This window comes from Caulobacter sp. SRI_008, from assembly GCF_057586355.1.
Window position 1 is genome coordinate 174,856 of sequence record NZ_JBYCZS010000006.1, and the last position, 25,354, is coordinate 200,209.

General features: G+C 68.6%; 23 protein-coding genes and 1 pseudogene. 20 read left to right on the top strand and 4 right to left on the bottom strand.

The window, feature by feature from the left end; genetic code table 11:
* Window positions 1-8: 8 nt before the first annotated feature.
* Window positions 9-719 carry a hypothetical protein gene (locus tag AC2YHT_RS07725; RefSeq protein ID WP_487288995.1) on the top strand — a complete coding sequence of 237 codons (711 nt, stop codon included), beginning with the start codon at window positions 9-11 and terminating at the stop codon, window positions 717-719.
* A gap of 11 nt (window positions 720-730) precedes the next feature.
* Here the strand turns inward: AC2YHT_RS07725 and AC2YHT_RS07730 are convergent, their stop codons facing one another.
* Both AC2YHT_RS07730 and AC2YHT_RS07735 read right to left on the bottom strand, forming a co-directional pair.
* Window positions 731-1,822 (bottom strand): glycosyltransferase family 4 protein, encoded by a 1,092-nt coding sequence (locus tag AC2YHT_RS07730; RefSeq protein ID WP_487288996.1) that lies wholly within the window; start codon window positions 1,820-1,822, stop codon window positions 731-733.
* Entirely contained in the window at window positions 1,822-2,646 is an 825-nt protein-coding gene (locus AC2YHT_RS07735; protein WP_110118626.1) for a UDP-2,3-diacylglucosamine diphosphatase, read from the bottom strand. Before AC2YHT_RS07735 ends, AC2YHT_RS07730 begins: the two co-directional genes overlap by 1 nt.
* 310 nt (window positions 2,647-2,956) lie before the next feature.
* Between AC2YHT_RS07735 and AC2YHT_RS07740 the strand changes: the two genes are divergently transcribed.
* Window positions 2,957-3,586 carry a TetR/AcrR family transcriptional regulator gene (locus AC2YHT_RS07740; RefSeq protein WP_110118625.1) on the top strand — a complete coding sequence of 210 codons (630 nt, stop codon included), beginning with the start codon at window positions 2,957-2,959 and terminating at the stop codon, window positions 3,584-3,586.
* A gap of 120 nt (window positions 3,587-3,706) precedes the next feature.
* Here the strand turns inward: AC2YHT_RS07740 and AC2YHT_RS07745 are convergent, their stop codons facing one another.
* The gene (locus tag AC2YHT_RS07745) at window positions 3,707-4,174 is read right to left on the bottom strand and encodes an Lrp/AsnC family transcriptional regulator (RefSeq protein ID WP_487288997.1); all 468 of its coding nucleotides are present in this window, start codon (window positions 4,172-4,174) and stop codon (window positions 3,707-3,709) included.
* A gap of 124 nt (window positions 4,175-4,298) precedes the next feature.
* Here AC2YHT_RS07745 and AC2YHT_RS07750 point away from each other — a divergent pair, with 124 nt between their 5' ends.
* The 5 genes from AC2YHT_RS07750 to AC2YHT_RS07770 all read left to right on the top strand — a co-directional run bounded on the left by AC2YHT_RS07750 (window position 4,299) and on the right by AC2YHT_RS07770 (window position 11,355).
* Entirely contained in the window at window positions 4,299-4,550 is a 252-nt protein-coding gene (locus AC2YHT_RS07750) for a DUF6356 family protein (protein WP_487288999.1), read from the top strand.
* Between the two features lie 157 nt (window positions 4,551-4,707).
* Window positions 4,708-6,126 (top strand): amino acid permease, encoded by a 1,419-nt coding sequence (locus AC2YHT_RS07755; RefSeq protein WP_487289001.1) that lies wholly within the window; start codon window positions 4,708-4,710, stop codon window positions 6,124-6,126.
* A gap of 30 nt (window positions 6,127-6,156) precedes the next feature.
* Window positions 6,157-8,412 (top strand): S8 family peptidase, encoded by a 2,256-nt coding sequence (locus AC2YHT_RS07760; protein ID WP_487289002.1) that lies wholly within the window; start codon window positions 6,157-6,159, stop codon window positions 8,410-8,412.
* Window positions 8,413-8,496: 84 nt separating this feature from the next.
* Complete coding sequence (locus AC2YHT_RS07765; RefSeq protein ID WP_110118620.1) at window positions 8,497-9,645, top strand: acyl-CoA dehydrogenase family protein; 1,149 nt, start codon at window positions 8,497-8,499, stop codon at window positions 9,643-9,645.
* 120 nt (window positions 9,646-9,765) lie between these two features.
* Complete coding sequence (locus tag AC2YHT_RS07770) at window positions 9,766-11,355, top strand: methyl-accepting chemotaxis protein (RefSeq protein ID WP_487289003.1); 1,590 nt, start codon at window positions 9,766-9,768, stop codon at window positions 11,353-11,355.
* A gap of 251 nt (window positions 11,356-11,606) precedes the next feature.
* Here the strand turns inward: AC2YHT_RS07770 and AC2YHT_RS07775 are convergent, their stop codons facing one another.
* Complete coding sequence (locus AC2YHT_RS07775) at window positions 11,607-11,918, bottom strand: hypothetical protein (RefSeq protein WP_110118619.1); 312 nt, start codon at window positions 11,916-11,918, stop codon at window positions 11,607-11,609.
* 301 nt (window positions 11,919-12,219) lie between these two features.
* Between AC2YHT_RS07775 and AC2YHT_RS07780 the strand changes: the two are divergent.
* The 13 genes and pseudogenes from AC2YHT_RS07780 (at window position 12,220) to AC2YHT_RS07840 (ending at window position 25,179) form a co-directional block, all read left to right on the top strand.
* Window positions 12,220-14,237, top strand: a pseudogene (locus tag AC2YHT_RS07780) (methyl-accepting chemotaxis protein).
* The gene (locus tag AC2YHT_RS07785) at window positions 14,237-14,521 is read left to right on the top strand and encodes an STAS domain-containing protein (RefSeq protein WP_370443997.1); all 285 of its coding nucleotides are present in this window, start codon (window positions 14,237-14,239) and stop codon (window positions 14,519-14,521) included. The pseudogene AC2YHT_RS07780 and the gene AC2YHT_RS07785 overlap by 1 nt, the downstream one beginning before the upstream one ends.
* Window positions 14,518-14,883, top strand: a complete 366-nt coding sequence (locus AC2YHT_RS07790; RefSeq protein ID WP_058347355.1) for a response regulator — start codon at window positions 14,518-14,520, stop codon at window positions 14,881-14,883. The genes AC2YHT_RS07785 and AC2YHT_RS07790 overlap by 4 nt, the downstream gene beginning before the upstream one ends.
* Before the next feature lie 57 nt (window positions 14,884-14,940).
* Window positions 14,941-17,259 (top strand): chemotaxis protein CheA, encoded by a 2,319-nt coding sequence (locus tag AC2YHT_RS07795; RefSeq protein WP_487289005.1) that lies wholly within the window; start codon window positions 14,941-14,943, stop codon window positions 17,257-17,259.
* A 4-nt stretch (window positions 17,260-17,263) separates the two neighbouring features.
* The gene (locus tag AC2YHT_RS07800) at window positions 17,264-17,728 is read left to right on the top strand and encodes a chemotaxis protein CheW (protein ID WP_110118616.1); all 465 of its coding nucleotides are present in this window, start codon (window positions 17,264-17,266) and stop codon (window positions 17,726-17,728) included.
* Window positions 17,728-18,606: a CheR family methyltransferase gene (locus AC2YHT_RS07805; RefSeq protein ID WP_487289007.1), complete on the top strand. Its 879-nt coding sequence runs from the start codon at window positions 17,728-17,730 to the stop codon at window positions 18,604-18,606. The genes AC2YHT_RS07800 and AC2YHT_RS07805 overlap by 1 nt, the downstream gene beginning before the upstream one ends.
* Window positions 18,607-18,608: 2 nt before the next feature.
* Entirely contained in the window at window positions 18,609-19,637 is a 1,029-nt protein-coding gene (locus AC2YHT_RS07810) for a protein-glutamate methylesterase/protein-glutamine glutaminase (RefSeq protein WP_487289009.1), read from the top strand.
* A gap of 4 nt (window positions 19,638-19,641) precedes the next feature.
* Window positions 19,642-20,031 carry a response regulator gene (locus AC2YHT_RS07815; protein WP_007675655.1) on the top strand — a complete coding sequence of 130 codons (390 nt, stop codon included), beginning with the start codon at window positions 19,642-19,644 and terminating at the stop codon, window positions 20,029-20,031.
* Window positions 20,028-20,606 carry a chemotaxis protein CheD gene (locus AC2YHT_RS07820; protein ID WP_110118613.1) on the top strand — a complete coding sequence of 193 codons (579 nt, stop codon included), beginning with the start codon at window positions 20,028-20,030 and terminating at the stop codon, window positions 20,604-20,606. Before AC2YHT_RS07815 ends, AC2YHT_RS07820 begins: the two co-directional genes overlap by 4 nt.
* A gap of 5 nt (window positions 20,607-20,611) precedes the next feature.
* Window positions 20,612-21,001 carry a chemotaxis protein CheU gene (locus AC2YHT_RS07825; RefSeq protein ID WP_487289011.1) on the top strand — a complete coding sequence of 130 codons (390 nt, stop codon included), beginning with the start codon at window positions 20,612-20,614 and terminating at the stop codon, window positions 20,999-21,001.
* A 7-nt stretch (window positions 21,002-21,008) separates the two neighbouring features.
* A complete protein-coding gene (locus tag AC2YHT_RS07830; protein WP_110118611.1) occupies window positions 21,009-21,611 on the top strand; it encodes a response regulator in 603 nt (200 codons plus the stop codon).
* The gene (locus AC2YHT_RS07835; protein ID WP_487289013.1) at window positions 21,608-22,063 is read left to right on the top strand and encodes a chemotaxis protein CheE; all 456 of its coding nucleotides are present in this window, start codon (window positions 21,608-21,610) and stop codon (window positions 22,061-22,063) included. The genes AC2YHT_RS07830 and AC2YHT_RS07835 overlap by 4 nt, the downstream gene beginning before the upstream one ends.
* Window positions 22,064-22,329: 266 nt before the next feature.
* On the top strand, window positions 22,330-25,179 hold the full coding sequence (locus AC2YHT_RS07840) for a TonB-dependent receptor (protein ID WP_487289014.1): 2,850 nt from the start codon (window positions 22,330-22,332) through the stop codon (window positions 25,177-25,179).
* Window positions 25,180-25,354: the final 175 nt, after the last annotated feature.

The following is a 25,354-nucleotide window of genomic DNA, read 5'->3' on the forward strand; positions in this document are numbered from 1 at the left end:
CTGGCGGCATGATCAAGCTGTCCAGCCTCGTAGTGGTGACGGTCCTGGCCCTGTCCAGTCAGGCAGCCGCCGAGCCCGTGAAGGCAGCCGTCCGGGTGTTCTATTGCGGCGAGCTGTCGGACGAGGCCCAGGCGACCAAGCTGAACTACTTTCGGCTAGGCGAGGGGATCCAGACGGTGACCTGGATGGGCGTGGTGCGCGCGCCGAAGGTCCGACCCGGTCCGCCGCCGCTGTCCTGGTGCCGCGCGATGATGTCCCAGGACGTCGATCCGACCACCTGCCGGCAGGACGGCAATCCCCCCGTCGTCAGCGGCGCGCTCGCCTTCACCGTCGTCGAGACGCTGATCGGCGCGCCGACCCAGGAGATCGAGGTGGCGCCGGAGCCCGGCGTGCGCGTGCTGCTCAACGCCGAATATCGGGCCAAGTCTTCGCTCTCGGCCTGCCGGCAGGCCAACGAGTTCGATAGCAGCGGCGGGACGCCCTATTTCTCGCCGACCATCGTCTCGCTCGACCCGCGCCGGGACTACGTGCTGCTGCTGAAGCCGGGCGCCTATGTCCAGCCTGGTGCGGACCCGCAATCGTCCCCCGGCGTCTGGGCGGCCGCCTTCGCCCTGGTGCAGAACGGAGACCGGCTGCGCGGCGACCTGCGCCAGGCCGTGAAGGCCTGGGAGCGCCACCGCCTTGAAGAGGGCGAGGCCAAGCCGCCTGAGGAGCGATAGAGCCTGGGCCCTTAAGCCGCCGTCTTCCGGCGGATCCGCGCCAGCCGCCGAAGCCGCCGCCAGAAGCGGGTCTTTTCCGGTTCGGGATAGGGCTGCAGGTTCTTGAAGAACTCCTCGGCGCAGGCGCGCCACGAGAAGCCCTCGGCGAACTTGCGCACCGTGGCGTGGTCGATGTCGAGGCAGGCCAGGCACGCCTCGCGCAGGCCGTCGGTCTGGCCGGGCGCCAGCACGCCGGCGCCGGAGCCGGGGATGATGTCGATGGGCCCGGGCGCCGAGAAGGCCGCCACCGGCACGCCGGCGGCCATGGCCTCCAGGATCACCAGGCCGAAGGTGTCGGTCAGGGAGGGGAAGCAGAAGACGTCGGCGCAGGCGAAGTAGCGGGCCAGCTCGTCGCCGAACTTGGCGCCGAGGAACTTCACCTCGGGATATTTCTCGGCCAGCTCCTCGCGCTGGGGACCATCGCCGATGACGACCTTGGTGCCCGGCAGGTCGAGGCTGGCGAAGGCCTCGATGTTCTTCTCGACGGCCACGCGGCCGACATTGAGATAGATCGGACGGGCCAGGCCCTCGAACAGGTCCGGCTCGTCCGGCAGGCGCGGCTTGAAGACGTCGGTGTCGACGCCGCGCGACCAGGGCGAGATGTTGCGGAAGCCGTGGCGCACCAGCTCGTCGCGCATGGTCGGCGTGGCCACCATCAGGCGGCCCGACGGCTTGTGGAACCAGCGCATGTAGGTGTAGCCGGCCGCCAGCGGCAGCGGCAGGCGGGCCGAGACGTACTCGGGAAAGCGCGTGTGATAGCTCGTGGTGAACGGCAGCTTCCATTCCAGGCAGATGCGGCGCGCGGCCAGACCGATCGGACCCTCGGTGGCGATGTGGATCGCCTCGGGCTCGAACGACTTGAAGCGCTCCTGCACTGGCTCGTAGGCGCCGATCGCGAGCTTGATCTCGGGATAGGTGGGCAGCGGGAAGGTCGGGAACTGGTCAGGGCTGACCACGTCCACCTCATGGCCCATGGCGCGAAGCTCGGCCATCACCTTGGTGAGGGTCCGAACCACGCCGTTGACCTGCGGCTCCCATGCGTCGGTGGCGAGAAGTATCCGCATCAGGCGGCGGCAGGCTCCGGCAACGGGGGCTCGACGGCGAGCGCCCGGGCCCGGTCGATCACCGACCAGGACCTCATCTTCGACCATTCGAGGATTTCGAGTTGGCCGTCCATATGCTCCACCAGAGCGGTGCAGCTTTCAACCCAGTCGCCGTCGTTGACGTAAAGAATACCGTCGATCTCTCGCATCTCGGCCTTGTGGATGTGGCCGCAGATCACGCCGTCGACGCCGCGACGGCGAGCCTCGTCGGCGACGGCGGCCTCGAAGTTCTCGATGAACTGCAATGCGTTCTTCACCTTGACCTTCAGATAGGCCGAGAGACTCCAGTATCCGAACCCCATTCTCCGCCGCGCGCGGTTGAGCAAGGTGTTCAGCATGAGGATGGTTCTATAGGACCAATCCCCGAGGAAGGCGAGCCACTTGGCGTGCTGCACGACGCCGTCGAACTCGTCGCCGTGGACCACCAGGTAGCGCTTGCCGTCGGCCGCTTCGTGGATCACGTCGCGGGCCACGACCACGCCGCCGAAGTGCGTGCCGCAGAAGTCGCGGACCCGGTCGTCGTGGTTGCCGGGCACGTAGATCACCTCGACGCCTTTTCGGGCGAGACGCAGGATCTTCTGCACCACGTCGTTGTGGCTCTGGGGCCAGTACCAGCCGCTGCGCAGCTTCCAGCCGTCGATGATGTCGCCGACCAGATACAGCCGGTCGCATTCGACGTGGCGGATGAAGTCGAGCAGCAGTTCGGCCTGACAGCCGCGCGTGCCCAGATGGATGTCGCTGATGAAGATGCTGCGATAGCGGCGGACTTCGATCTCGGCGGCCATGACCGGCTCCCCAGCGCTGTGCGGCCTTCGCCCCCGCGATGGCCGCTCCCCAAGCGAGAACTGAGGGTGGCGGATAAGCTGATTGCATGTCGCTTTGATGAAACCGTCCGGGTTCGGCGTCCTTCGAGGGCGCGGCGAATCGCCCGGTGGTGGCCGAACGAGGGTAGGCGCCGTAGGGTCAGCCTCCCTTTCGACCAGTTCCTGCGCGTGCGGCAGGCGCGTCCGCGACGGCGCGACACCGGCCTCATCCCTTGTGTTCTTTGGGAAAACGGCTGTTGCAGCGCAGCATGCTCCGCACTAGATCACGCCCATGGACGCCGCCCGCCTCGCCAAGGACACGCCGAAATCGCTGAAGACGCGCGCGCGGATTCTCGATTGCGCCATGCGTCTGTTCGCCGAGACCGGCTACCACGCGGCCACCAACCCGGTGATCGCCGACGCCGCGGGCCTGACGCGCGGGGCGATGCTCTATCATTTCCCGACCCGCGAAGCCCTGGTCGAGGCCGCCGTGGCCCACGTCCAGGCCGCCCGCTCGGCCCTGTTCCGCGCCGCCGCTGACAGCATTCCAGCCGGGGCCGACGTCACCGAGCACGCCATCGACAGCTATTGGGACCTGCTGCAGAGCGAGCCCTTCCTGGCCTTCGCCGAGCTGGAGGCCGCCGGCCGCACCGACCCGGCCATCCAGGCCCTGCTGGCCCCGGCCCAGGCCGAGTTCGACCGCGCCCAGGCCGGCGACCACTTCCTGAAGATCCTGCACGCCGGCGCCGGTCCGCGCTTCCAGGCCAGTCGCGATCTGGCCCGCTTCATGCTCGAAGGCCTGGCCCGCACCACCCTGACCTATGACGGCGAAGGCCGCCGCGAACGCCTGCTGATGCTCATCAAGCGCGCCACGCACATGCTCAACCGCAAGGGCGATATCCAGGACCTGTGGCCGGACTGACCGGGGAGCCCCCTCCGGCCCTCCGGGCCACCTCCCCCAGAGGGGGAGGATCTTGACGCCTCAGATGCTCCCCCTCTGGGGGAGCTGTCGCGGAGCGACTGAGGGGGCCGCCGAAGGCGTCTAGGCCCCCGCTATCGGCAGCGCCGTCGTGAACTTGATCTGCTCCATGGCGAAGCTCGACGACACGTCGCTCAACGGCGCGGTGGCGATCAGGCGTTTGTAGAAGCGGTCGTAGGCGGCGATGTCCTTGACCACCACCTTCAGCAGATAGTCGACCTCGCCGCTCATCCGGTAGAACTCGACCACCTCGGGCAGGGCTGAAGCGCCCTTGGCGAAGGTCTCCAGCCAGGCCTCGTCGTGGCGGCCGGTCTTGACCGCCACGAACACCGTCAGCGAGACGTCCAGGGCCTCGCGGTCGAGCAGGGCGACGCGGGCGGTGATGACGCCGGTGTCCTGCAGGCGCTTCAGCCGCTTCCAGCACGGCGTCTGGGACAGGCCCACCCGCTCGGCCAGATCGGCGATCGAGACGGTGGCGTCCTCCTGCAGGATGGCGAGCAGGCGGCGGTCGATGGAATCGAGATCGATCATCTCTCAATTTCGGAATCTGGAGATTGAAGTTCTCCAAACCTGCGCGTTCGCCCGAAGTTCGACAATGCCTTTCTCGCCGGCGCGCCGCATCCTGGCGTCCTCCATCGAAGCAAGGGGACCTTTGATGTTCGCGCTGTTCACCCGCCACCCGCGCCAGGTCGGCGAAACCTATGGCGAGCATTTCGCCATGGCCTGGAGCTTCGGCCTGCCGATGGTCGCCGCGGGCTTGGCCTGCCTGGTTCACGGCCTGCTGCCCTTCCTGTTCGAGCGCACCGGCAGCGACTGCGTGAAGCGCTTGCATGCGCGGATGAAGGGGCGCGGGGCTCCAGCCGCCAGCGGCCCGATCGGCTACCAGGCGTTCGACGCGGCGATCTGATCCGACGATCCTTCGGCCGAGCCCGGCCTTTTCCGGCGTTTCGTCCGTGGAAGGCGCGATTTCGAGGCGCGGCCGAAGATATGTCGTCTTTGCGGTCCGCCCTCTTGGCGGGGCGCCGATCCCCAGCCATGGTCGCCCGGCAGTCGGGAGGACGAGCATGAGTTTCTGGACGCGCCGCAAGGCGATCGACGGGGCGGCGGGCCATGGCGGCCATGAGCTGAAGAAGACCCTGAGCTGGCCGCACCTGGTGGCCCTGGGCGTCGGCGCCATCGTCGGCACCGGCATCTACACCCTGACGGGCGTGGGCGCGGGCCTGGCCGGGCCGGGCGTCATCCTGTCGTTCCTGATCGCCGGCGCGGTCTGCGCCTGCGCGGCGCTCTGCTACGCCGAACTGTCGACCATGATCCCCGCCTCGGGCAGCGCCTACACCTACAGCTACGTCGCCATGGGCGAGCCGGTGGCCTGGGTGATCGGCTGGAGCCTGATCCTCGAATACACCCTGGTCTGCGCCGCCGTGGCGGTGGGCTGGTCGGCTCACGCCCAGGGGCTGTTCCGGATGATCGGCACGCCCGAGTTCCTGCTGGCCGGCCCGCACGCCGGCGGCATCGTCAACCTGCCGGCCGTGATCATCTCGATGGCGGTCGCCGGCCTGCTGGCGCTGGGCACCCGCGAGAGCGCCACGGTCAACATGGTGCTGGTGGTGATCAAGATCGCCGCCCTGGCCATCTTCGTCGCCCTCTGCCTGCCGGCCTTCGACGCCAGCCACTTCACTCCGTTCATGCCCAAGGGCTTCGCCGCCACGCCTGGCCCCGACGGGGTCAAGGTCGGCGTCATGGCCGCCGCCAGCCTGATCTTCTTCGCCTTCTACGGCTTCGACGCGGTGTCGACCGCCGCCGAGGAGACCAAGAACCCCAAGCGCGACCTGACCATTGGCATCGTCGGTTCGATGGCCGCTTGCACCCTGATCTACATGGTCGTCGCCGCCGTCTCGATCGGCGCCTCGCGCACCGAGGTGTTCTCAGCCAGCGAAGCGCCGCTGGTGTTCATCCTGGAGAGCCTCAAGCACCCGAAGGTCGCCCAGGTCGTCGCCCTGGCCGCCGTCGTCGCCCTGCCGACCGTGATCCTGGCCTTCATGTACGGCCAGAGCCGCATCTTCTTCGTCATGGCCCGCGACGGCCTGCTGCCGCGCGCCCTGGCCCGGGTCAACGCCAAGACCGGCACGCCGGTGCTGATGACCATGCTGACCGGCTTGCTGTCGGCCTTCCTGTCGGGCCTGCTGCCGCTGAAGGAGATCGCCGAACTGGCCAACGCCGGCACCCTGGCCGCCTTCATCGCCGTCGGCGCCTCGGTGATCGTGCTGCGCCGGCGCGAGCCGAACCGCCCGCGGGTGTTCTCGGTCCCGGCCTGGCCGGTCGTGGCCTCGGGCGCGATCCTCGGCTGCCTCTATCTGTTCGCCAGCCTGCCGGCCAAGACGCAGCTTTATTTCCTCTGCGCGCAGATTGTGGGCTTGCTGATATATTTCGTTTACGGCGTGCGCCGCAGTGTCCTCGCGAAAGGCTCGCCGCCGACGGTGTAAGCTCGGGCGCGGGGACGGGCAGGGGTTCTGATGACCGGCTTCGACCGTATCCTGCGCATCTGGCCTGTCGCCCTGGTCATGGGCGGCGCGCTCCTGGTCACCGGCTGCGGTGGAGGCGGCGGCGGGGGCGCTCCTTCGACGGGCGTGACGACGCCGGTCACGCCGCCCGCGCCGCCTCCACCCCCGCCGCCTCCGCCCAGCGTCACCAGCGCCGAATACACGCGCAGCTGGGGCCTGGCCGCGATCCACGCCAACACCGCCTATGACGCCGGCTACACCGGCGCGGGGATCACGGTGGCGGTGATCGACACCGGCGTCGATCAGTCCCAGGCCGACCTGGCCGGCCGGGTCTCGGCCGCCTCGACCGACATCGTCAGCGGCCGCAACGAGCTGGCCAACGCCGACCGTCACGGCACCCGCGTGGCCGGGATCATCGCCTCCAACTTCAACGGGACGGGCACGATCGGCGTGGCCTACGGCTCGACCATCCTGTCGATCCGCGCCGACACGGCGTCAACCGATCCCGACTGCGAAGAGTGCATCTTCAACTCCAGCAACCTGGCGCGGTCGATCGACTACGCGGTCGCCAACGGCGCCAAGGTGATCAACCTGTCGCTCGGCGGCGAAACGCCGCTGGGCGCGACCTTCGAGGCGGCCCTGGCCCGCGCCACGGCCGCCGGCGTCGTCATCGCCGCCTCGGCCGGCAACGAAGGCGAAGCCGATCCGGGCTGGCCGGCGCGCTACGCCGTCGACACCCGCTACCAGGGCGCGCTGCTGGCCGTCGGGGCGCTGTCGCAGAGCGGAACCCTGGCCAGCTTCTCCAACAAGGCCGGGGTGGCGGCCAACGGCTACCTCGTCGCCCCGGGCGACCAGGTGATCACCGACTGCGATACGGCCGGCAGCTGCTGGCGGATCTCGGGCACCTCGTTCTCGGCCCCGCACGTGGCCGGGGCCCTGGCCCTGCTGCTGCAGGCCTTCCCCAACATCTCCGGCCGCGACGCGGTCTCGATCCTGCTGCGCACGGCCGCCGACCTCGGGACGACCGGGACCGACAGCACCTACGGCCGCGGCTCGCTGGATCTGACCCGCGCCTTCCAGCCGGTGGGGACCAGCAGCCTGGCCGTGGGCGAGGACGAATCGGTCGCGCTTGACGCCAACGAGCCGGGGACCAGCCTCGCCGGTCCGTTCGGCCAGGCCCTGGCGCGCACCGACGCCCTGAGCACGGTGCTGACCGACGACTATCACCGCCGCTTCGTGGTCGACCTGGCAGGCTCCGTGCCGGGCGCGTCGCGCCGGGGCGTGGGCGATCTGCCGCCGCCGACCGCCTCCAGCGCGGTGGTGCTGGGCGGCCCCAGCCTGGGCGGCGCCCAACTGGCCTTCAGCGCCGAGGCGCCGCTGTTCGAGCCGACGCCCAACGCCAGCGCGCCGGACATGCTGCTGGGACCCCAGCCCATGCGCTCGGCGCGGATGCAGGCGGCGTTCGGCCGGTTCAGCTTCTCGACCTGGAAAGGCGAGGGCGGCGCGCCGGCCCCGGCCGGTCCGGAGGGCCGCGACGCCTTCCGCCTCGTCGCGCATCCCGATCAGACGGTGCAAGCCGCTGTACGCCTGGGCCGCTTCGCCTTCAGCGCCGAGCAGGGCGAGGCCGTGCGCCGCCGCCCGATGCAGACCACCGAGATCAAGGCCTCCAGCTACGTCGCGGCCACCGGCCAGACCGCGCTCGCCGGCGGCGTGCTCAGCGTCACCGCCGGGACCCTGGACGAGCCGCTGGGTCCGTTGGGCTCGTTCCTGGCGCCGGGCTCGACCTTCGCCCTGCCGACCTCGACCCGTTTCACCGCCGCCGCCTTCGACCTGTCGCCGCGTCCCGGGGTCAGCCTGCGGGCCGAGGCCTCGATGGGGCGGATGTCGGCCCAGGGCGGGCTGCTGGGCCTGGACGGCGCGGTCAGCGGCGCCTGGCGCCTGATGGCGGCGGCGGACTGCGACCTGATCGGCTGGTCCTGCGCCCTGCTGACCTTCGAGGTCAGCCAGCCCCTGCGCGTCGAGCGCGGCCGGTTCACCGCGACCCTGGCCGACGCGCCGCTGTCCTATGACGACCCGCTGACCTACTCGACCCGCCGCTTCAGCGCCTCGCCCGACGGGCGCGAGATCGACCTGCGGCTGGGCATGGAGCGGTCGCTGGGCGGCGAGCGGCGGATCAGCGTGCGCGGCGGCGTGGCCCTGCAGCCCGGGCACGACGCCTCGGCCGATCCGGAACTGAACCTGGCGGCCACCTATCGGGCCCGCTTCTGACGGCTCTTCCATTCCCGCGAGCGGCGGGTACAGTCGGCGAATAAAACGATCGTTTGACGCGACGACTGACAGGAAGGAACCGCCATGGCCCTTGACCGCGAGACCCGCGACCAGCTGCTCGAGATGGTCGCCCGCTTCGTGGCCGAACGGTTGCGGCCGATCGAGGCCCAGGTGGCCGAGAACGACGCGGTGCCCGAAGGCGTGATCGCCGAGATGCGCGATCTGGGCCTCTTTGGCCTGTCGATCCCCGAGGAATATGGCGGGCTTGGCCTGTCTATGGAGGACGAGGCGCTGGTGGCCATCGAGCTGGGCCGCGCCTCGCCGGCCTTCCGCTCGGTGTTCGGCACCAATGTCGGCATCGGCAGCCAGGGCCTGGTGATGTTCGGCTCCGAGGCCCAGAAGGCCAAATGGCTGCCCGGCATCGCCTCGGGCGAGACCGTCACCAGCTTCGCCCTGACCGAGCCCGAGGCCGGCTCCGACAGCGCCGCCGTGCAGACCCGCGCCACGCTGGACGGCGACGCCTATGTGCTGAACGGGACCAAGCGCTTCATCACCAACGCCGGCAAGGCCTCGCTGTTCACGGTGATGGCCCGCACCAACCCCGAGGCCAAGGGCGGCTCGGGCGTGTCGGCCTTCCTGGTCGAAGCCGGTTTGCCGGGCCTGCACGTGGGCAAGGCCGAGAAGAAGATGGGCCAGCAGGGCGCCCACATCCACGACGTCACCTTCGACAACGTGCGGGTTCCGGTCGAGAACCGGCTGGGCGCGGAAGGCGAGGGCTTCAAGGTCGCCATGCAGGTGCTCGATCGCGGCCGCCTGCACATCGCCGCCGTCTGCACGGGCGTGGCCGAGCGGCTGATCGCCGACTGCGTGGCCTACGCCTCCGAGCGCAAGCAGTTCGGCCAGCCGATCGCGAGCTTCCAGCTGATCCAGGCGATGCTCGCCGACAGCAAGACCGAGGCCCTGGCGGCCAAGGCCCTGGTTCTGGAGACCGCCCGCAAGCGCGACGCGGGCGAGGGCGTGACCCTGGAGGCCGCCGCCGCCAAGCTGTTCGCCTCGGAGATGGTCGGACGGGTGGCCGACCGGGCGGTGCAGATCTTCGGCGGCGCCGGCTATGTCGCCGACTACGGTATCGAGCGCCTTTACAGAGATGTCCGGATTTTCCGGATCTACGAAGGCACCAGCCAGATCCAGCAACTGGTCATCGCCAGAGAAACCCTGCGTCGCGGCGGATAGCCGCAAGCACATCCGGCGGGAGTGCGGCGGTATGACGCGCTCATAGCGGGAAAAGTTGTACTGCGATTAACCATCAGCCGTGAGATTGAACCTCGATATTCAAGATCGGGGATACGGCAGATGAGCCAGGACTACGCACTGAGTGACCGCGTCGCGTTCATGGGCCTGGATGACCGGGCCCGGGCGTCTCTGCGGGCGCTGCGTCCGCTCATCGAAAGAGAGATCGGCCCGGCGCTGGCCGGCTTCTACGACAAGGTCAAGGCGACGCCCGAGACCCGCAAGTTCTTCGGCGACGAGCGCCACATGGACGCGGCCGGTTCGCGCCAGAAGTCGCACTGGGGCGTGATCGCCCAGGCCGAGTTCAGCGACACCTACGTCAAGGCCGTGCGCACCATCGGCGAAACCCACGCCCGCATCGGCCTTGAGCCGCGCTGGTACATTGGCGGCTACGCCCTGGTCAGCGAGCATCTGGCGCGGGCGGCGATCAAGGAAGCCTGGCCCAAGGGCTTCATGGCCAAGGGCGACGGCGCCGACAAGGCGGGCGACGCCGTCTCGGCCCTGATCAAGGCCGTGATGCTCGACATGGACTTCGCCATCTCGATCTATCTCGAGACCATCGAGAACGAGCGCAAGCGCCTCGAAGAGGTGCGCCAGGCCAACGAGCGCAGCCAGGCCGTGGCGGTTCAGGCTCTGGGCGAGGCCCTCGCCCGCCTGGCCGAGGGCGACCTGGCCTCGCGCCTCGACATCGAGGTCGCCGCCGACTTCCAGAAGCTGAAGGGCGACTTCAACGCCGCCGTGGCGACGCTGGAAGAGGCGATGGCAGCCGTGACCCAGGCCAGCGACGGCATCCGCATGGGCGCCGATGAGATCGGCGTCGCCGCCGACGACCTGTCGCGCCGCACCGAGCAGCAGGCCGCCAGCCTGGAAGAGACCGCCGCCGCCCTCGACGAGATCACCGCCACGGTGAAGCGTTCGGCCGCTGGGGCCCGCAAGGCCTCCGACGTGGTGGCCGGCGCCAAGACCGAGGCCGAGCGTTCGGGCGTGGTCGTCAACGACGCCGTCGCCGCCATGGGCGAGATCGAGACCAGCTCGCGCGAGATCAGCAACATCATCGGGGTGATCGACGAGATCGCCTTCCAGACCAACCTTCTGGCGCTCAACGCCGGCGTCGAGGCGGCCCGGGCGGGCGACGCGGGCAAGGGTTTCGCGGTCGTGGCCTCGGAAGTGCGGGCCCTGGCCCAGCGCTCGGCCGAAGCGGCCAAGGAGATCAAGACCCTGATCGGCGCCTCGTCCAAGCAGGTCGAGGCCGGTGTCGCCCTGGTCGGCCAGACCGGCGAGGCTCTGCGGGGCATCGTCGACAAGGTCGGCGAGATCGACGGGCTGGTGGGCGAGATCTCGTCCTCGGCCCAGGAGCAGTCCAGCGGCCTGGCCCAGGTCAACATCGCCGTGAACCAGATGGACCAGGTCACCCAGCAGAACGCCGCCATGGTCGAGCAGACCACGGCCGCCACCCATTCCCTGAAAGGCCAGTCGGCCGAGCTGACGCGCCTGATCGGCGGCTTCAAGACCTCCCGTCAGGCCGCTGTGGCCCCGGTCGCGCGGCCGACGCCGCGTCCGCCCGCGGCCGCCCGCGTGGCGTCTCGCCCCGGCGCGGCGGTCTCGCGCGGCTCGACCGCGGTCGCGATCGACCAGGACTGGGAAGAATACTGAGTTTTTGTCGGTGACCGGGCGCGGCTTAGCGTAGCGCGCTCCGGATATTTCTTCGTTGCGTTCTCCCTCCTAGACCCTGGCCCGCCCTGCAAGGCGGGCCTTTTTCTTGGGCGGCGGTTGTCTAGTCTTTGGGCGCAGGTGTTCAAACAGCAAAACGCCCCCGCCGGTCCGGCCGTGGCGTTTCCCGTCTGGGAGACGCCGGCCTGGACCAGCGGAGGCGCTTGGACCCCCGTTGGGTGGGCGCGTAAGTCTTACGCGCCGCCCGGGAAGCGGAACGGAACCTTCACGGTGCCGGTCTTGGCGCCCATCGGCAGCTTTTCAGCGATGCACATGGCGGCCTTGTCGAAGCCCTTGCCGGCCGCGCTGTTGTCGACGACCTTGCAAGCCGAGAGCTTGCCGGCGTCGGCGGTGCACTCAAGCATCACCTGGGCGGCGTCCTTGGTGTTGGCGAATTGCTGCAGGCAACGGCCCATTTGATCTTCGAAGCCGCCAGCGGCCGAAGCGGCCTGAGCGACGAAAAAGCTGCCGGCGATTCCCGCGGCAATAGCGATCGGATATTTCATCCCGCTGCTCCTAGTATTTTTTCTTCGTCCGTTGGACGTTGCGCCAACCGGACGCATGCACCTTCTCGCAGCCGCGAGTTAAGATAGTCTGAGTCAGCGAAGAATAATCGATATTTACTTGTCGATAACCAAGTCAACTTGCGGCTGGCGCCATGTCGCCGCAATTGCCCGTCTCTAGACTCAAAACGCGCGCGAAACGCGCCTGCGCACCGGCGGCGGGGAGGGGGTGCGACAAGGTGCGGCCATCGTTCTTAACCAAAGTCAGGAACTATTAGGAATCTATCGTGATGATCCGACCTCATTGCAGGCGGTCCGTGGGCACGGCCGTCGCTTGGAGGGGATCTCGAGATGAAGCGCTTTCGACTAGTCGATCTGCCGTTGATCATAAAAATCGGCTTCGCACCGGCTTTCGCCCTGGTGATGCTGGCCTTGATGGCCGGCGGGGCGATCATGATCCAGAAGAGCCAGTCCGCCGCGCTGCGCCAGGTCGTCGAGAACGACATGGCCCAGAACATGGAGATCCAGAAGCTCTCCAAGCGCATCTCGAACATCAACGGTGAACTCTACACCGTGATGACCCACAAGGCCGGCAACATCGACGTCGACAAGAACGACGCCCGCATGGCCGCTGTCCTGGCCGAGACCGAGTCGGTCAAGAAGGAGCTGGGGGCTCTGAAGGGCAAGCTGCCGGCCAGCGAGCAGCCGAAGATCGCCGAGCTGATCAAGTCGCTCGAGGAATGCCGCAGCGCCATCGACACGGTGAGCGGCATGATCGGCGTCGATTTCAACATGGCCGTCGGCTTCATCGCGCCGTTCGAAGAACAATACGCCAAGATGACCACTCAGCTGGACCAGGTGGTGGCCGCGGCCAACACCCGCGTCGTCGCCCAGGCCGCCAAGAAGCAGGCCGAGGCCGCCGCCGCGATCAGCATCACGGTCATCCTCTCGCTGATCACCCTGGCCTCGGTGGCCGCGCTGGCCTTCCTGACGGTGATGAACGTCCGCAAGTCGATCGGCGACATCGCCGGCGCCACCGAGAAGCTGTCGAAGGGTGAAAACACCATCGACCTGGAGCGCCTGACCCGCGGCGACGAGCTGGGCGCCATCGTCCGCTCGCTGAAGGTCTTCCGCGACAACCAGCTGCACCTGGATCAACTGCGCGCCGAGCAGGAAAAGACGGCCGCCCTGACCGCCGACGAGCGTCGCGCCAAGGAGGAGGCCGCCGCGGCCGCCGCCCGCGAGAGCGCCCTGGTCGTCAGCTCGCTGGCCGAGGGCCTGGAGCGCCTGGCCTCGGGCGACCTGACCTTCCGCGTCACCGCCGCCTTCCCGGGCGAGTACGCCAAGCTCAAGGACGACTTCAACGGCGCCATCGCCCAGCTGCAGGACACGGTGAAGGTCATCGCGGCCTCGACCGACGGCCTGCGCACCGGCGCCGACGAGATCGCCCACGCCTCCGACGACCTCTCGCGCCGCACCGAGCAACAGGCCGCCAGCCTGGAAGAGACCGCCGCCGCCCTCGACGAGCTGACCGCCACCGTGCGCCGCACGGCCTCGGGCGCCCGCCAGGCCTCGGACGTGGTTTCGACCACCCGTGGCGAAGCGACGCATTCCGGTCAGGTCGTCCATCAGGCAGTGTCCGCGATGGGCGAAATCGAAAACTCCTCCAAGCAGATCAGCCAGATCATCGGCGTGATCGACGAGATCGCCTTCCAGACCAACCTCCTGGCGCTCAACGCCGGGGTGGAGGCCGCCCGGGCGGGCGAAGCGGGACGTGGTTTCGCTGTCGTCGCCCAGGAAGTCCGCGCGCTCGCCCAGCGCTCGGCCGAGGCCGCCAAGGAGATCAAGACCTTGATCTCGTCGTCGACCCAGCAGGTCTCTGCCGGGGTGAGCCTGGTCGGCCAGACCGGGGAAGCCCTGCAGCGGATCGTGGTGAAGGTCGGCGAGATCGACGCCCTGGTCACCGAGATCGCCGCCTCGGCGGCCGAGCAGGCGACCGGCCTCAACGAAGTGAACACCGCCGTCAACCAGATGGATCAGGTGACCCAACAGAACGCCGCCATGGTCGAGGAATCGACCGCCGCGACGCACTCGCTGAAGGGCGAGACCGCGGAGCTGGTGCGCCTGATCGGTCGCTTCCGTGTGGGTGAGGGTTCTACCCAACGCTTTGAACGCCCGCGCGAAGCCGACGTCCATGTCGACTCGCCGGCCCGCAACCCCGTCGCCGAGCAACGCGCCCGGCTCGGCGCCTTCGCCCGGCCTGGCCGTGGTGGAGCCGCCGCAGCGGCCGCCCCGGTCAGCGACGGCTGGGAGGAGTTTTGATGACTGTCCTTTCGCTGCCCGAGACGCTTGATCTGAAGGCGTCGGGCCCCCTCAAGGCGGCGTTCCTGGAACGCCGCGGCGAGGCGGTCGAGGTCGAGGCCGGCAACGTCCGGCGCCTCGGCGGCCTGTGCCTGCAGGTGCTGCTCGCGGCCAAGACCGCCTGGGCGGCGGACGGAAAGTCCTTCTCTATCCGGGCCCCTTCGGAGGCCTTTGTCGAAACCACCCGTCTATTCGGCGCCGAAGGGGCGCTTCTCTCGGCGGATATCCATGGAGTTCAATCGTGACGCGGACGGTCCTCACGGTCGATGATTCCCGGACGATGCGGGACATGCTTCGCATGGCCCTCGCCGGCGCCGGGTTCAACGTCGTCGAAGCTGTCGACGGCGAGCACGGGCTGGAAGTTCTTTCGGCCCATCGCCCCGACGTAATCATCACCGACATCAACATGCCCAAGCTCGACGGCTTCGGCTTCATCGAGGCGGTGCGGGTCGACGACGACTATCGCGCCATCCCGATCCTGGTGCTCACCACCGAAAGCGACCCCGCCAAGAAGGACCGCGCGCGCCGCGCCGGCGCCACGGGCTGGATCGTCAAGCCGTTCAACCCCGAGAAGCTGGTCGACGCCATCCGCCGCGTCGCGGCCTGACGTCTCTCTTCTTTTCGTCTCGGGTACTGAAGACTCTCTCGTTTTAGGAACGTTGGAATGGACGAGTTAGAGGCCATCAAGGTCACCTTCTTCCAGGAATGCGAGGAATTGCTCGCCGACCTCGAAGGCGGGCTCCTGGCCATGCAGGACGGCAACGACGATGGCGACACCGTCAACGCCGTGTTCCGCGCCGTCCACTCGATCAAGGGGGGCGCCGGCGCCTTCGGCCTCGAGCCGTTGGTCCGTTTCGCCCACGTGTTCGAGACCCTGCTCGACGCCGTGCGCTCCAACGAGGTGCCTGCGACCCCGGACCTAGTGGTGACTCTGCTGCGCGCCTCGGACGTGCTGGCCGACCACGTCAGCTCGGCCCGCGGGCTGGGCGACGTCGACGAGGCGGTCTCCGCCTCGATGGCCGCCGAGCTGAAGGCCTGCACCGACCCGAACGCCGCGCCGGCTCCCGCCGCCGCGCCGGTCGTGGTTGAAGCGGACGCGCCGGTGGTGGAAGCCGCCGCGCCGGCTCTGATCGGGGCCGACGACGCCCTGGACGATGACGACCTCGGCTTCGACTTCCAGCCGATGACGATCACCATCGACGAGCAGGCGGCCGACGTCGCCGCCGCGGCCGGCAACGTCTGGACGGTATCGATCCGTCCGAAGTCGGACCTCTACCGCAAGGCCAACGAGACCGCCCTGCTGCTGCGCGAACTGGCGCGCCTGGGCCCGATCGAGGCCACGCTGGACGCCAGCGCCATCCCGCCGCTGGACCAGCTGGACGCCGAGGCCGCCTACGCGACCTGGACCGTCCGCCTGGAGACCGACGAAGACGAGAACGCCATCCGCGAAGTCTTCGAATTCGTCGACGGCGACTGCGACCTGGAAATCACCCGCGGTGAAGCCGTGGCGTCCGACGACGCCCTGGCCGCCCTGCTGGCCGGTTCGGCTCCGGCCCCCGCGCCGGTGGTGATCGAGGCCGCTCCGGTCATCGAAACCTTCGAAGCCGCGCCGGTCGAAGCCGCGCCCGAGCCGGTCGCCGTCGCGCCGGTCGTCGAGGCCGCCCCGGCCCCGGTCGCCGCGCCCGCCGCTCCGGCCCCGGTCGTCGCCGCGGCTCCGGCTGCTGCTCCGGCCGCCGCCGCCAAGACCCAGCAGATCGACGTCCCGGGTCCGGGCCAGTCGGTGATCCGCGTCGATCCCGAGCGCATCGACCGCCTGATCGACCTGGTCGGCGAACTGGTCATCAACCAGGCCATGCTGGCGCAGCGCGTCGGCGAATACGGCATCGCCCCGTCCTCCAACCTGGCCATGGGCCTCGACGAGCTGGAACAGCTGACGCGCGAGATCCAGGACAGCGTCATGGCCATCCGCGCCCAGCCGGTGAAGTCGGTGTTCCAGCGCATGCCGCGCCTGGTCCGCGAAGTCGCCAGCATGACGGGCAAGCAGGCCCGCCTGGTGATGGACGGCGAGAACACCGAGGTCGACAAGACGGTCATCGAGCGTCTGTCCGACCCGATCACCCACATGCTGCGCAACGCCATCGACCACGGGCTGGAAAGCCCCGAGGAGCGCAAGGCGGCCGGCAAGAATCCGGAAGGCGTCGTGCGCCTGGCCGCCCTGCACCGCAGCGGCCGGATCGTCATCGAGGTCTCCGACGACGGCAAGGGCATCAACCGCGAGCGCGTCCACTCGATCGCGATCAAGAAGGGCCTGATCTCGCCGGAGCTGCAGCTGACCGACGAGGAGATCGACAACCTGATCTTCCTCCCGGGCTTCTCGACCGCCGACAAGATCTCGGACGTCTCGGGTCGCGGCGTCGGCATGGACGTGGTCAAGCGCTCGGTGCAGGCCCTGGGCGGCCGCATCTCGATCACCTCGCGTCCGGGCCATGGCTCGACCTTCAGCCTCAGCCTGCCGCTGACCCTGGCCGTCCTCGACGGCATGGTGGTCGACGTCGCCGGCGAGACCCTGGTCGTGCCGCTGGCCGCCATCGTCGAGAGCCTGCGTCCCAAGCCGGAAGAAGTTCGCCCGCTGGGCCCGGTCGGCGCCGTGCTGGCCGTCCGCGACAGCTTCGTGCCGCTGATCGACGTCGGCCTGACCCTCGGCTACCGCGACAGCTCGCCGCCGCCTACCGAAGGGGTCGTGCTGCTGGTCGAGGGCGAGGACGGCTCGCGCGCCGCCCTGGTGGCCGACGCCATCCACGGCCAGCGCCAGGTGGTCATCAAGTCGCTCGAGCAGAACTACCAGCAGGTCGACGGCGTGGCCGCCGCGACGATCCTGGGCGACGGCCGCGTGGCCCTCATCCTCGACGTCGACGCGGTGATCAGCCTGCGTCGCCGCGAACCGCCCCGCCCCGTCGAACCCACTCTGATCGCCGCGGAGTAAGCCGATGACCGAAGAAATCATCACCACGGGCGAGCGCCGGGAACTGATCTCCTTCCGGGTCGGCGACCAGGAATATTGCGTGGACATAATGGCTGTCCGCGAGATCCGCGGCTGGAGCCCGGCCACGACGCTCCCGCAGTCGCCCGGCTACATGCGCGGCGTCATCAACCTGCGCGGCGCGGTGCTGCCGATCATGGACCTGGCCTGCCGCCTTGGCATGCCGATGGTCGAGCCGACCGTCCGCAGCGTGTTCATCGTGGTCAAGGCGGGCGACCGCATGATCGGCATGCTGGTCGACGCGGTGTCGGACATCCTGTCGATCACCGACGATCTCGTTCAACCGACCCCGGATCTGGCTTGCGACATGGTGCGCAACTTCATCCGCGGCATCATTTCCATCGACGGCCGGATGATCAGCGAGATTTCGCTCGATCGCCTGCTGCCCGAGCGCGAGGCCCTGGCCGCCTGATGACCTTCGCTCCTTCCTCCACTGATCGGCGCGAGGCCCTGGTCGACGGCGAGTTCGCCTTCACCACCCAGGACTTCAAGCGTATCGCCGAGATCCTCTACGGCATGGCCGGCATCAGCCTGCCGGACACCAAGGCCACGCTGGTCTATTCGCGCCTGGCCAAGCGCCTGCGCGCCCTGGGCCTGCGGTCGTTCAAGGAATACTGCGCCTTCGTGACCAGCGAACAGGGTCACGACGAGAGCCAGGAGATGCTGCGGGCCCTGACGACCAACGTCACCCGCTTCTTCCGCGAGCCGCACCACTTCGACGACCTGCGCGCCAACATCCTGGAGCCGATCGCCGACCAGGTGCGCGCCGGCCGCCGCCTGCGCCTGTGGTCCGCCGCAAGCTCGTCGGGCCAGGAACCCTATTCGATGGCCTTCACGGTGCTGTCGGTTTGGCCCAACGCGGCCGAGCTCGACATCCGCATCCTGGGCACCGACATCGACACCAACGTGCTCGCGACCGGCCGTCAGGCCGTCTACGACGAACACCTGCTGGAAGGCATTTCGCCGGCCCAGCGGGGCCAGTTCTTCGAGCGCGATTCGAATGACCGCCGGGCCTATCGCGTCTGCGAGGCCGCCCGCCGCCTGGTCGCTTTCCGCGAACTGAACCTCAACGGCCCGTCCTGGCCGATGAAGGGGCCGTTCGACGCCATCTTCTGCCGGAATGTCGTGATCTATTTCGATGAACCGACCCAGGAGCGGGTCTGGAGCCGCTTCCAGCCTCTGCTGGCGCAGGGCGGCAAGCTCTATGTGGGCCACTCCGAACGCGTCGGCGCCAATGTGCGCGGCTTCGAGAGCTGCGGCCTGACCGCCTATCGCAAGACGGGGGTCTGAGCATGGCCAAGATTCGCGTCCTCGTCGTCGACGACTCGGCGACCATGCGCGGCCTGATCACGGCCGCCCTCAACCGCGACTCCGAGATCGAGGTGGTCGGCGCCGCCGGCGACCCGTTCGAGGCCCGGGGCATGATCAAGGCCCTGAACCCGGACGTCGTGACCCTCGACATCGAGATGCCGAACATGAACGGCATCGAGTTCCTCGAGAAGATCATGCGCCTGCGGCCGATGCCGGTGGTCATGGTCTCCAGCCTGACCCAGGCCGGGGCCGAGATGACCCTGCGCGCGCTGGAACTGGGCGCCGTCGATTGCGTCGGCAAGCCGACCACGGCCACCGGCACCGCCGAGGCCCTGGCGGAAGTCGCCGACAAGGTGAAGACCGCGGCCCGCGCCTCGGTGCGCACCAAGGCCGACGCCGCGCCGGCCCCGGTTCGCCGCGGCGCCTACGTGCCGACCGGCGACGTGGTGGCCATCGGTTCGTCGACCGGCGGGGTGGAAGCCCTGCTGTCGATCCTGACCCAGTTTCCCGAGACCTGCCCGCCGACGGTCATCACCCAGCACATGCCGGCGACCTTCACCGCCAGCTTCGCCGCGCGCCTCGACCGCGCCAGCGGGGCCAAGGTGCAGGAAGCCACCGACGGCGCGCTGCTGGAAGTCGGCAAGGTCTATGTCGCTCCGGGCGGCGCCACGCACCTGGAAGTCGTCCGCTCGGCCGGCCTGCGCTGCCGCCTGACGGCCGGCGACCCGGTCAGCGGCCACCGTCCTTCGGTCGACGTGCTGTTCCGCTCGGTGGCCCAGGCTGTCGGCGACAAGGCCGTGGGCGCGATCCTGACCGGCATGGGCCGCGACGGCGCCCAGGGCCTGCTGCAGATGCGCCAGGCCGGCGCCCGCACGGTGGGCCAGGACGAGGCCAGCTGCGTCGTCTACGGCATGCCTCGCGCCGCCTTTGAACTCGGGGCCGTGGAGAAGCAGGTTTCCCTGTCCTCCATCGGCCAATCCATTCTCGATCTGGCCTCCGCGAGGCGATAGACCCATGCCCCAAGCAAGCACCATTTCCGTTCTCGTCGTCGACGATCAGCTGACCATGCGGGCGCTGATCCGGAACGCCCTGCAGCAGATCGGCTTCAAGGACATCCGCGAGGCGCCCGACGGCGAGGAGGCCCTGAAGAACCTCCTGGCCAAGCCGGCCAACCTGGTCATCTCGGACTTCAACATGCCGAAGATGGATGGCCTGGCCCTGCTGCGCGCCGTGCGCTCGCACCCGCCGATCCGGCAGACGGCCTTCGTCATGCTGACCGGCCGGGCCGACCGCGAGCTGGTCCAGCGCGCCGTGCAGTTCGGCGTCAACAACTACTGCGTCAAGCCGTTCACCGTGCAGGGCCTGCGCGACAAGATCGAACAAGTTTTCGGGCAGCTGACATGATCGGGCGCGACTACTCTCACGACGACGAGCTGCGCGCGACCAAGGTCCACGTGACCCAGGGCGAAAGCCATGTCTCGACCGACCCGAACGTGGTGATGACCACGGTGCTGGGCTCGTGCATCGCCGCCTGCATCCGCGATCCGCAGGCCGGCGTCGGCGGCATGAACCACTTCCTGCTGCCCGACGCCGGCGACGGCCGCAGCAGCGGTAGCGGCGGCGACGCCGTGCGCTACGGCGCCTACGCCATGGAACTGCTGATCAACGGCCTGCTGAAGAAGGGCGCCCGCCGCGAGCGGCTGGAAGCCAAGATCTTCGGCGGCGGCAAGCTGTTCGACAGCCTGTCGGACGTCGGCGCCAGCAACGCGGCCTTCGCCGAGCGTTTCCTGCGCGACGAAGGCATTCCGATCGTGTCGTCCAGCGTCGGCGGCGTCTCGGCCCGCCGGGTCGAGTTCTGGCCGGTCACCGGCCGGGTGCGTCAACGCCTTGTGGCCGTCGACAATGCGCCGCAAGAAGTGCGTCGTCCCGCCCCGATTCCTCAGCCCGCGTCCAACGCCGGCGACCTGGAGCTGTTCTAGACCTCATGACCGCCACGTCGACCGCCGCCGCCGATATCATCGTCTCCCCGGATCATCAGCTTCCGGTGGGCGAGCTGTCGCGTCGGCTGGCGGCCGAGCTGGCGGCCGCGGCGATGATCTGCCGCGACTGCGAACACGTGGCCGGCGAACTGGCCACCGGCGGCGCGGCGCTCGAGAACATCACCCGCCTGCAGGCGCTCGACGAGCTGAGCCAGCGGCTGCATGGCCTGTCGGACGTGCTGGCCCGCATCGGCCAGCATGCGTCCGGCGAATGGAACCTGGCCATCGAGCCCCTGCTCGAAGGCCTGGGCCTGGCCGACCTGGTGGGCCGTCTGCGTTCCGACAAGGACCATGCGGGCTGGGGCGCCGAGGCCGGCGAACTCGACTTCTTCTGAGGCGTCGATGCCCGAGCCGCTAAATCCATCGACTCGGATCAATCTCGAGCGGGCCACCGTGCTGGTGCTCGACGACAATGGCGCGTCGCTGGACATCCTGTCGGGCGTAGTCTCCGGCTTTGGCGTGCGCTCCCTGCACCGCGCTGAATCGGTCAAGGACGCCCAGGCCCTGATCAAGATCCACACCTTCGACCTGATCATCAGCGACGTGCAGATGCCCGAGGTCGACGGCTATGAATTCATCCAGTGGCTCCGACGCGAAGGGCCCGAAACCAACCGCTATGTTCCGGTGATCCTGGTCACGGGCCACACCCGCACCTCGCAGGTGTTCAAGAACCGCGACGCCGGATCCAACTTCACCGTCGCCAAGCCGATCACGCCCAAGGTGCTGCTGGAGCGGATCTTCTGGGTGGCGCGGGAAGAACGAGCCTTCATCGAGTGCGACACCTATGTCGGGCCCGATCGCCGTTTCAAGCACGAGGGGCCGCCGCCGGGGACGGACGGCCGACGCAAGGACGACCTGGCGGGGGAGGTCGGCGACGCTCAGGAGCCGAACATGTCGCAGGAAGAGATCAACAGCCTGATGAAGGTCGCGAAGGTGCAGATATGACCGTCCGCAAGTTCCGGCCGCCGAACCGCCTCGCCGCCATGATCAAGGATCGCGGCGGCATCCTGGCCAAGGACGCGGTCGCCGCGGCCGAGGCCAATGTCGAGACGCTGCGCGACAGCTCGCTCGCTGCCCTGGACGAGGCCCTGGAAGCCATCGAGGCGCGCTTTGGCCCCACGGCCGCCGGCCGCGCCAGCGAGGACTTCGAGACGCTCTACACCCTGACCCTGAAGATCATCGACGTGGCCGGCTTCGCCGCCGACGCGGGGGTCGACGAGGCGGCGGTGTCGCTGTGCGCCCTGGTCGACAACTGCGCCGAGGCCGGCGCCTGGCGCTGGGACGCGGTGGATGTCCACCTTTCGGCCCTGCGCCTGCTGCGCAATGTCGGCGCCAGCCTGCCGGCCGAGCACCGCCGGGGCATGCTCGACGGCCTGCACAAGGTCGCCCAGCGCTGAAACAGCGCCCCATGAGACCCTAGCGTAGCGCCGGCGCCACGTTCGCGTCGGTCGTTGCAACTGTTACCGGTCCCACAGCTTGATACGCCCTCCAGTGTTTGTTACGCGTTAGTTGCTACCGGTGTCAGGGCGTTGCAAATGCCAATGACACCGGTTTCCATAATGACGGCCGAGAGCGGCCGCGTGGGAAGGACGCGCGGTCGTTTCGAAGCCACGACGGGGTCCGTGAGACCGCGTTGCAACGAAACGTATGGGAGGAGGACTGGATGTCTTACGGACATGACGCGCGCCTGCGCGCTCTGAAGATCGGCGTGTCGGCCGGCGCGGTGGCTTTGGCCCTGGCGGCCGCGGGCTCGGCCATGGCGCAGGACGCCGGTGCGACGACCGAGAACTCCGAAGTCGAGGCGGTGGTGGTCACCGGCTTCCGCAACAGCCTGGCCAAGGCCCTCAACGTCAAGCGCGAGGAAGCCGCGGCCACCGACTCGATCCTGGCCGAGGACATCGGCAAGTTCCCCGACCTCAACCTCTCTGAATCCATCCAGCGCATCCCCGGCGTGGCCCTGGCGCGCGACGGCGGCGAAGGCCGTCAGATCTCGGTGCGGGGCCTTGGCCCCACCTTCACCCGCGTGCGCATCAACGGCATGGAAGCCCTGACGACCGCCGGCGGCGCCGACGCCTCGGGCGGCACCAACCGCGGCCGCTCGTTCGATTTCAACATCTTCGCCTCCGACCTCTTCAACTCGATCACCGTGCGCAAGACGGGCGAGGCGTCGGTGGAAGAAGGCTCGCTGGGCGCCACGGTCGACCTGCGCACCGCCCGGCCGTTCGACTACAACGGCTTCGCCATGTCGGCCTCGCTGCAGGGCAGCTATAACGACCTCTCCGAGAAGGCCACGCCGCGCGGCGCCTTCATGATCTCCAACACCTGGCAGGACGGCCGCTTCGGGGCGCTGTTCTCGGTGGCCTACACCAAGCGCAAGATCCTCGAAGAGGGCAACAGCACCGTGCGCTGGGCGACGGGCAACGCCTTCTCGCCGGGCTTCGACGCCGTCAATAACGGCGCGGGCCTGCCGACCACGGTCAACCCCTCGGCCCAGGCCCTGGCCGACAACGCCGCCTTCCACCCGCGCTTCCCGCGCCTCGACCGCTTCGAGAGCGACCAGGAACGCCTGGGCGCCACCCTGGCCCTGCAGTTCCAACCGTTCGAAGGCACGACCCTGTCGTTCGACGCCCTCTACGCCGACTTCAAGGGCACGCGCCAGGAGACCTATCTGGAGGCCCCGTCCTTCAGCACCGGCGGCGCCTGTACGGCCGCCAACGTCGCCAGCAGCTGCGGCATCGCCGACACCAACGTGACCGCGCGCACCATCGAGAACGGCGTGATGGTCAAGGGCACGTTCGACGACGTCGACCTGGCCGTCGAGAACCGCTTCGACAAGCTCGACACCAAGTTCACCCAGTTCTCGCTGACCGGCGACCACCAGATCAGCGACAACTTCACGATCCACGGCTTCGTCGGCCACTCCAAGTCGGACCACCAGAACCCGGTCCAGACGACGCTGCGCTTCGACTACTTCAACGTCGACGGCTACAGCTACGACTACACCAACAGCCGCGATCCGAAGTTCAGCTACGGCAACGCCGCCCTGACCGACCCGACCAAGTGGAAGCTGACCCAGATCCGCCTGCGCCCGCAGTCGGCGGTCAACACCTACGACACGGCCCAGGCCTGGGCGGAGTACAAGCTCAACGACGCGCTCAGCGTCAGCGGCGGCCTGAACTTCAAGCAGTACGAGTTCGAGACCACCGAACTGCGCCGCACGATCGGCACCACGACCAACCAGGAAACGGTGATCCCGGCGGCGATCGCGGCGATGTCGCTGGCCAGCTTCAGCCGGCTGGCCACCTTCAACGGCGTCCAGACCATCATTCCGGACCTGGCCAAGGCCGCCAGCGTGCTGAGCCTCTACGACCAGTCGGCCTATGGCGGCGCCTTCAAGCTGGGCGCCGAGCCGTCGCTGGGCAACAACCGCGGCGTTTCCGAAGAGGATCGCGGCGCCTATCTGCAGGGCGACCTGCGCACCGAGATCGGCGGCGTCGGCGTGCGCGGCAATCTCGGCGTCCGCTACGTGAAGACCAAGCAGTACGCCCGCGGCTTCACCTATGTCGGCGGCTCGCCCGTCGGCATCACGGCCGGTCGCGAATATGACGACACCCTGCCGGCCCTGAACCTGGTGGTCGAGCCGACCGACAACTTCCTGATCCGCTTTGGCGCGGCCAAGGTGATGTCGCGTCCGGACCTCGGCAGCCTGACCCCGGGCTCGACGGTCAGCGTCTCGGGCACCGCCCGCAGCGTCACCGCCGGCAACCCGAACCTGGACCCGTTCCGCGCCAAGACCTACGACATCGCCTTCGAATGGTACTTCCAGAGCCAGGCCCTGCTCTCGCTGGCCCTGTTCCAGAAGGACATCGGCAGCCTGGTGCAGACGGTCACGACCTCGACCACCTTCACCGGCAATCCGTTCGGCATCCCCGACAGCGTGGCCATCGCCGCCTGCGGCACGACCACCGGCTGCAGCCCCTCGGCGCAATGGAACTTCTCGACCCCGGTCAACACCGACGGCGGCAAGGTCAAGGGCTTCGAGATCAATTACCAGCAGCCGTTCAAGTTCCTGCCGGGCCCGCTGGCCAACACCGGCGTCCTGCTGAACTACACCTACGTCAAGTCGGACGTGAAGTACGTCAACTCGACCGGCGCCGTGGTCGCCACCGGCGACCTGACCGGCCTGTCGCGCAACGGCTACAACGCCACCCTCTACTATGAGGACGCCAAGTTCAGCGGCCGCGTCTCGGCCTCGTACCGCGACAAGTACCTGACACGCGTGCTGGGCCAGGAGAACACCACGGCCGCGCCGGTGCTCTATGACGGCACCAACGAGACCTTCAACGTCGACGCCTCGCTGCAATACACCCTGAACGACCAGTTCAAGATCACCCTGGAAGGGGTGAACCTGACCGACGAGTACCAGGACCAGTTCAGCGGCGAGCAGAACATGCCGGTGGTCTATCACCACACCGGCCGCGAGATCCTGCTGGGCGTCCGCTACAAGTTCTAGGGCTTAGGACTTTCGCGCGCCGCCCTTGGGGGAGGGCGGCAGGGAAGGGGCGCTGGTCGGGAGACCAGCGCCCTTTTCTTATTCCCGCCCGTCGATCCAGGTGCGCACGACGTTGCGCTCGCCGTCGAGCAACACGAGGTCGGCGGCCTGGCCCGGCGCGATGGCGCCGCGCGTG

Coding starts and splice junctions, on each gene's coding strand:
- AC2YHT_RS07820 (WP_110118613.1), top strand. CDS start 20,028: ATGATCGGGCGCGACTACTCTCACGACGACGAGCTGCGCGCGACCAAG.
- AC2YHT_RS07805 (WP_487289007.1), top strand. CDS start 17,728: ATGACCTTCGCTCCTTCCTCCACTGATCGGCGCGAGGCCCTGGTCGAC.
- AC2YHT_RS07800 (WP_110118616.1), top strand. CDS start 17,264: ATGACCGAAGAAATCATCACCACGGGCGAGCGCCGGGAACTGATCTCC.
- AC2YHT_RS07755 (WP_487289001.1), top strand. CDS start 4,708: ATGAGTTTCTGGACGCGCCGCAAGGCGATCGACGGGGCGGCGGGCCAT.
- AC2YHT_RS07775 (WP_110118619.1), bottom strand. CDS start 11,918: ATGAAATATCCGATCGCTATTGCCGCGGGAATCGCCGGCAGCTTTTTC.
- AC2YHT_RS07810 (WP_487289009.1), top strand. CDS start 18,609: ATGGCCAAGATTCGCGTCCTCGTCGTCGACGACTCGGCGACCATGCGC.
- AC2YHT_RS07815 (WP_007675655.1), top strand. CDS start 19,642: ATGCCCCAAGCAAGCACCATTTCCGTTCTCGTCGTCGACGATCAGCTG.
- AC2YHT_RS07765 (WP_110118620.1), top strand. CDS start 8,497: ATGGCCCTTGACCGCGAGACCCGCGACCAGCTGCTCGAGATGGTCGCC.
- AC2YHT_RS07795 (WP_487289005.1), top strand. CDS start 14,941: ATGGACGAGTTAGAGGCCATCAAGGTCACCTTCTTCCAGGAATGCGAG.
- AC2YHT_RS07725 (WP_487288995.1), top strand. CDS start 9: ATGATCAAGCTGTCCAGCCTCGTAGTGGTGACGGTCCTGGCCCTGTCC.
- AC2YHT_RS07745 (WP_487288997.1), bottom strand. CDS start 4,174: ATGATCGATCTCGATTCCATCGACCGCCGCCTGCTCGCCATCCTGCAG.
- AC2YHT_RS07740 (WP_110118625.1), top strand. CDS start 2,957: ATGGACGCCGCCCGCCTCGCCAAGGACACGCCGAAATCGCTGAAGACG.
- AC2YHT_RS07730 (WP_487288996.1), bottom strand. CDS start 1,822: ATGCGGATACTTCTCGCCACCGACGCATGGGAGCCGCAGGTCAACGGC.
- AC2YHT_RS07840 (WP_487289014.1), top strand. CDS start 22,330: ATGTCTTACGGACATGACGCGCGCCTGCGCGCTCTGAAGATCGGCGTG.
- AC2YHT_RS07825 (WP_487289011.1), top strand. CDS start 20,612: ATGACCGCCACGTCGACCGCCGCCGCCGATATCATCGTCTCCCCGGAT.
- AC2YHT_RS07770 (WP_487289003.1), top strand. CDS start 9,766: ATGAGCCAGGACTACGCACTGAGTGACCGCGTCGCGTTCATGGGCCTG.
- AC2YHT_RS07785 (WP_370443997.1), top strand. CDS start 14,237: ATGACTGTCCTTTCGCTGCCCGAGACGCTTGATCTGAAGGCGTCGGGC.
- AC2YHT_RS07760 (WP_487289002.1), top strand. CDS start 6,157: ATGACCGGCTTCGACCGTATCCTGCGCATCTGGCCTGTCGCCCTGGTC.
- AC2YHT_RS07750 (WP_487288999.1), top strand. CDS start 4,299: ATGTTCGCGCTGTTCACCCGCCACCCGCGCCAGGTCGGCGAAACCTAT.
- AC2YHT_RS07835 (WP_487289013.1), top strand. CDS start 21,608: ATGACCGTCCGCAAGTTCCGGCCGCCGAACCGCCTCGCCGCCATGATC.
- AC2YHT_RS07735 (WP_110118626.1), bottom strand. CDS start 2,646: ATGGCCGCCGAGATCGAAGTCCGCCGCTATCGCAGCATCTTCATCAGC.
- AC2YHT_RS07830 (WP_110118611.1), top strand. CDS start 21,009: ATGCCCGAGCCGCTAAATCCATCGACTCGGATCAATCTCGAGCGGGCC.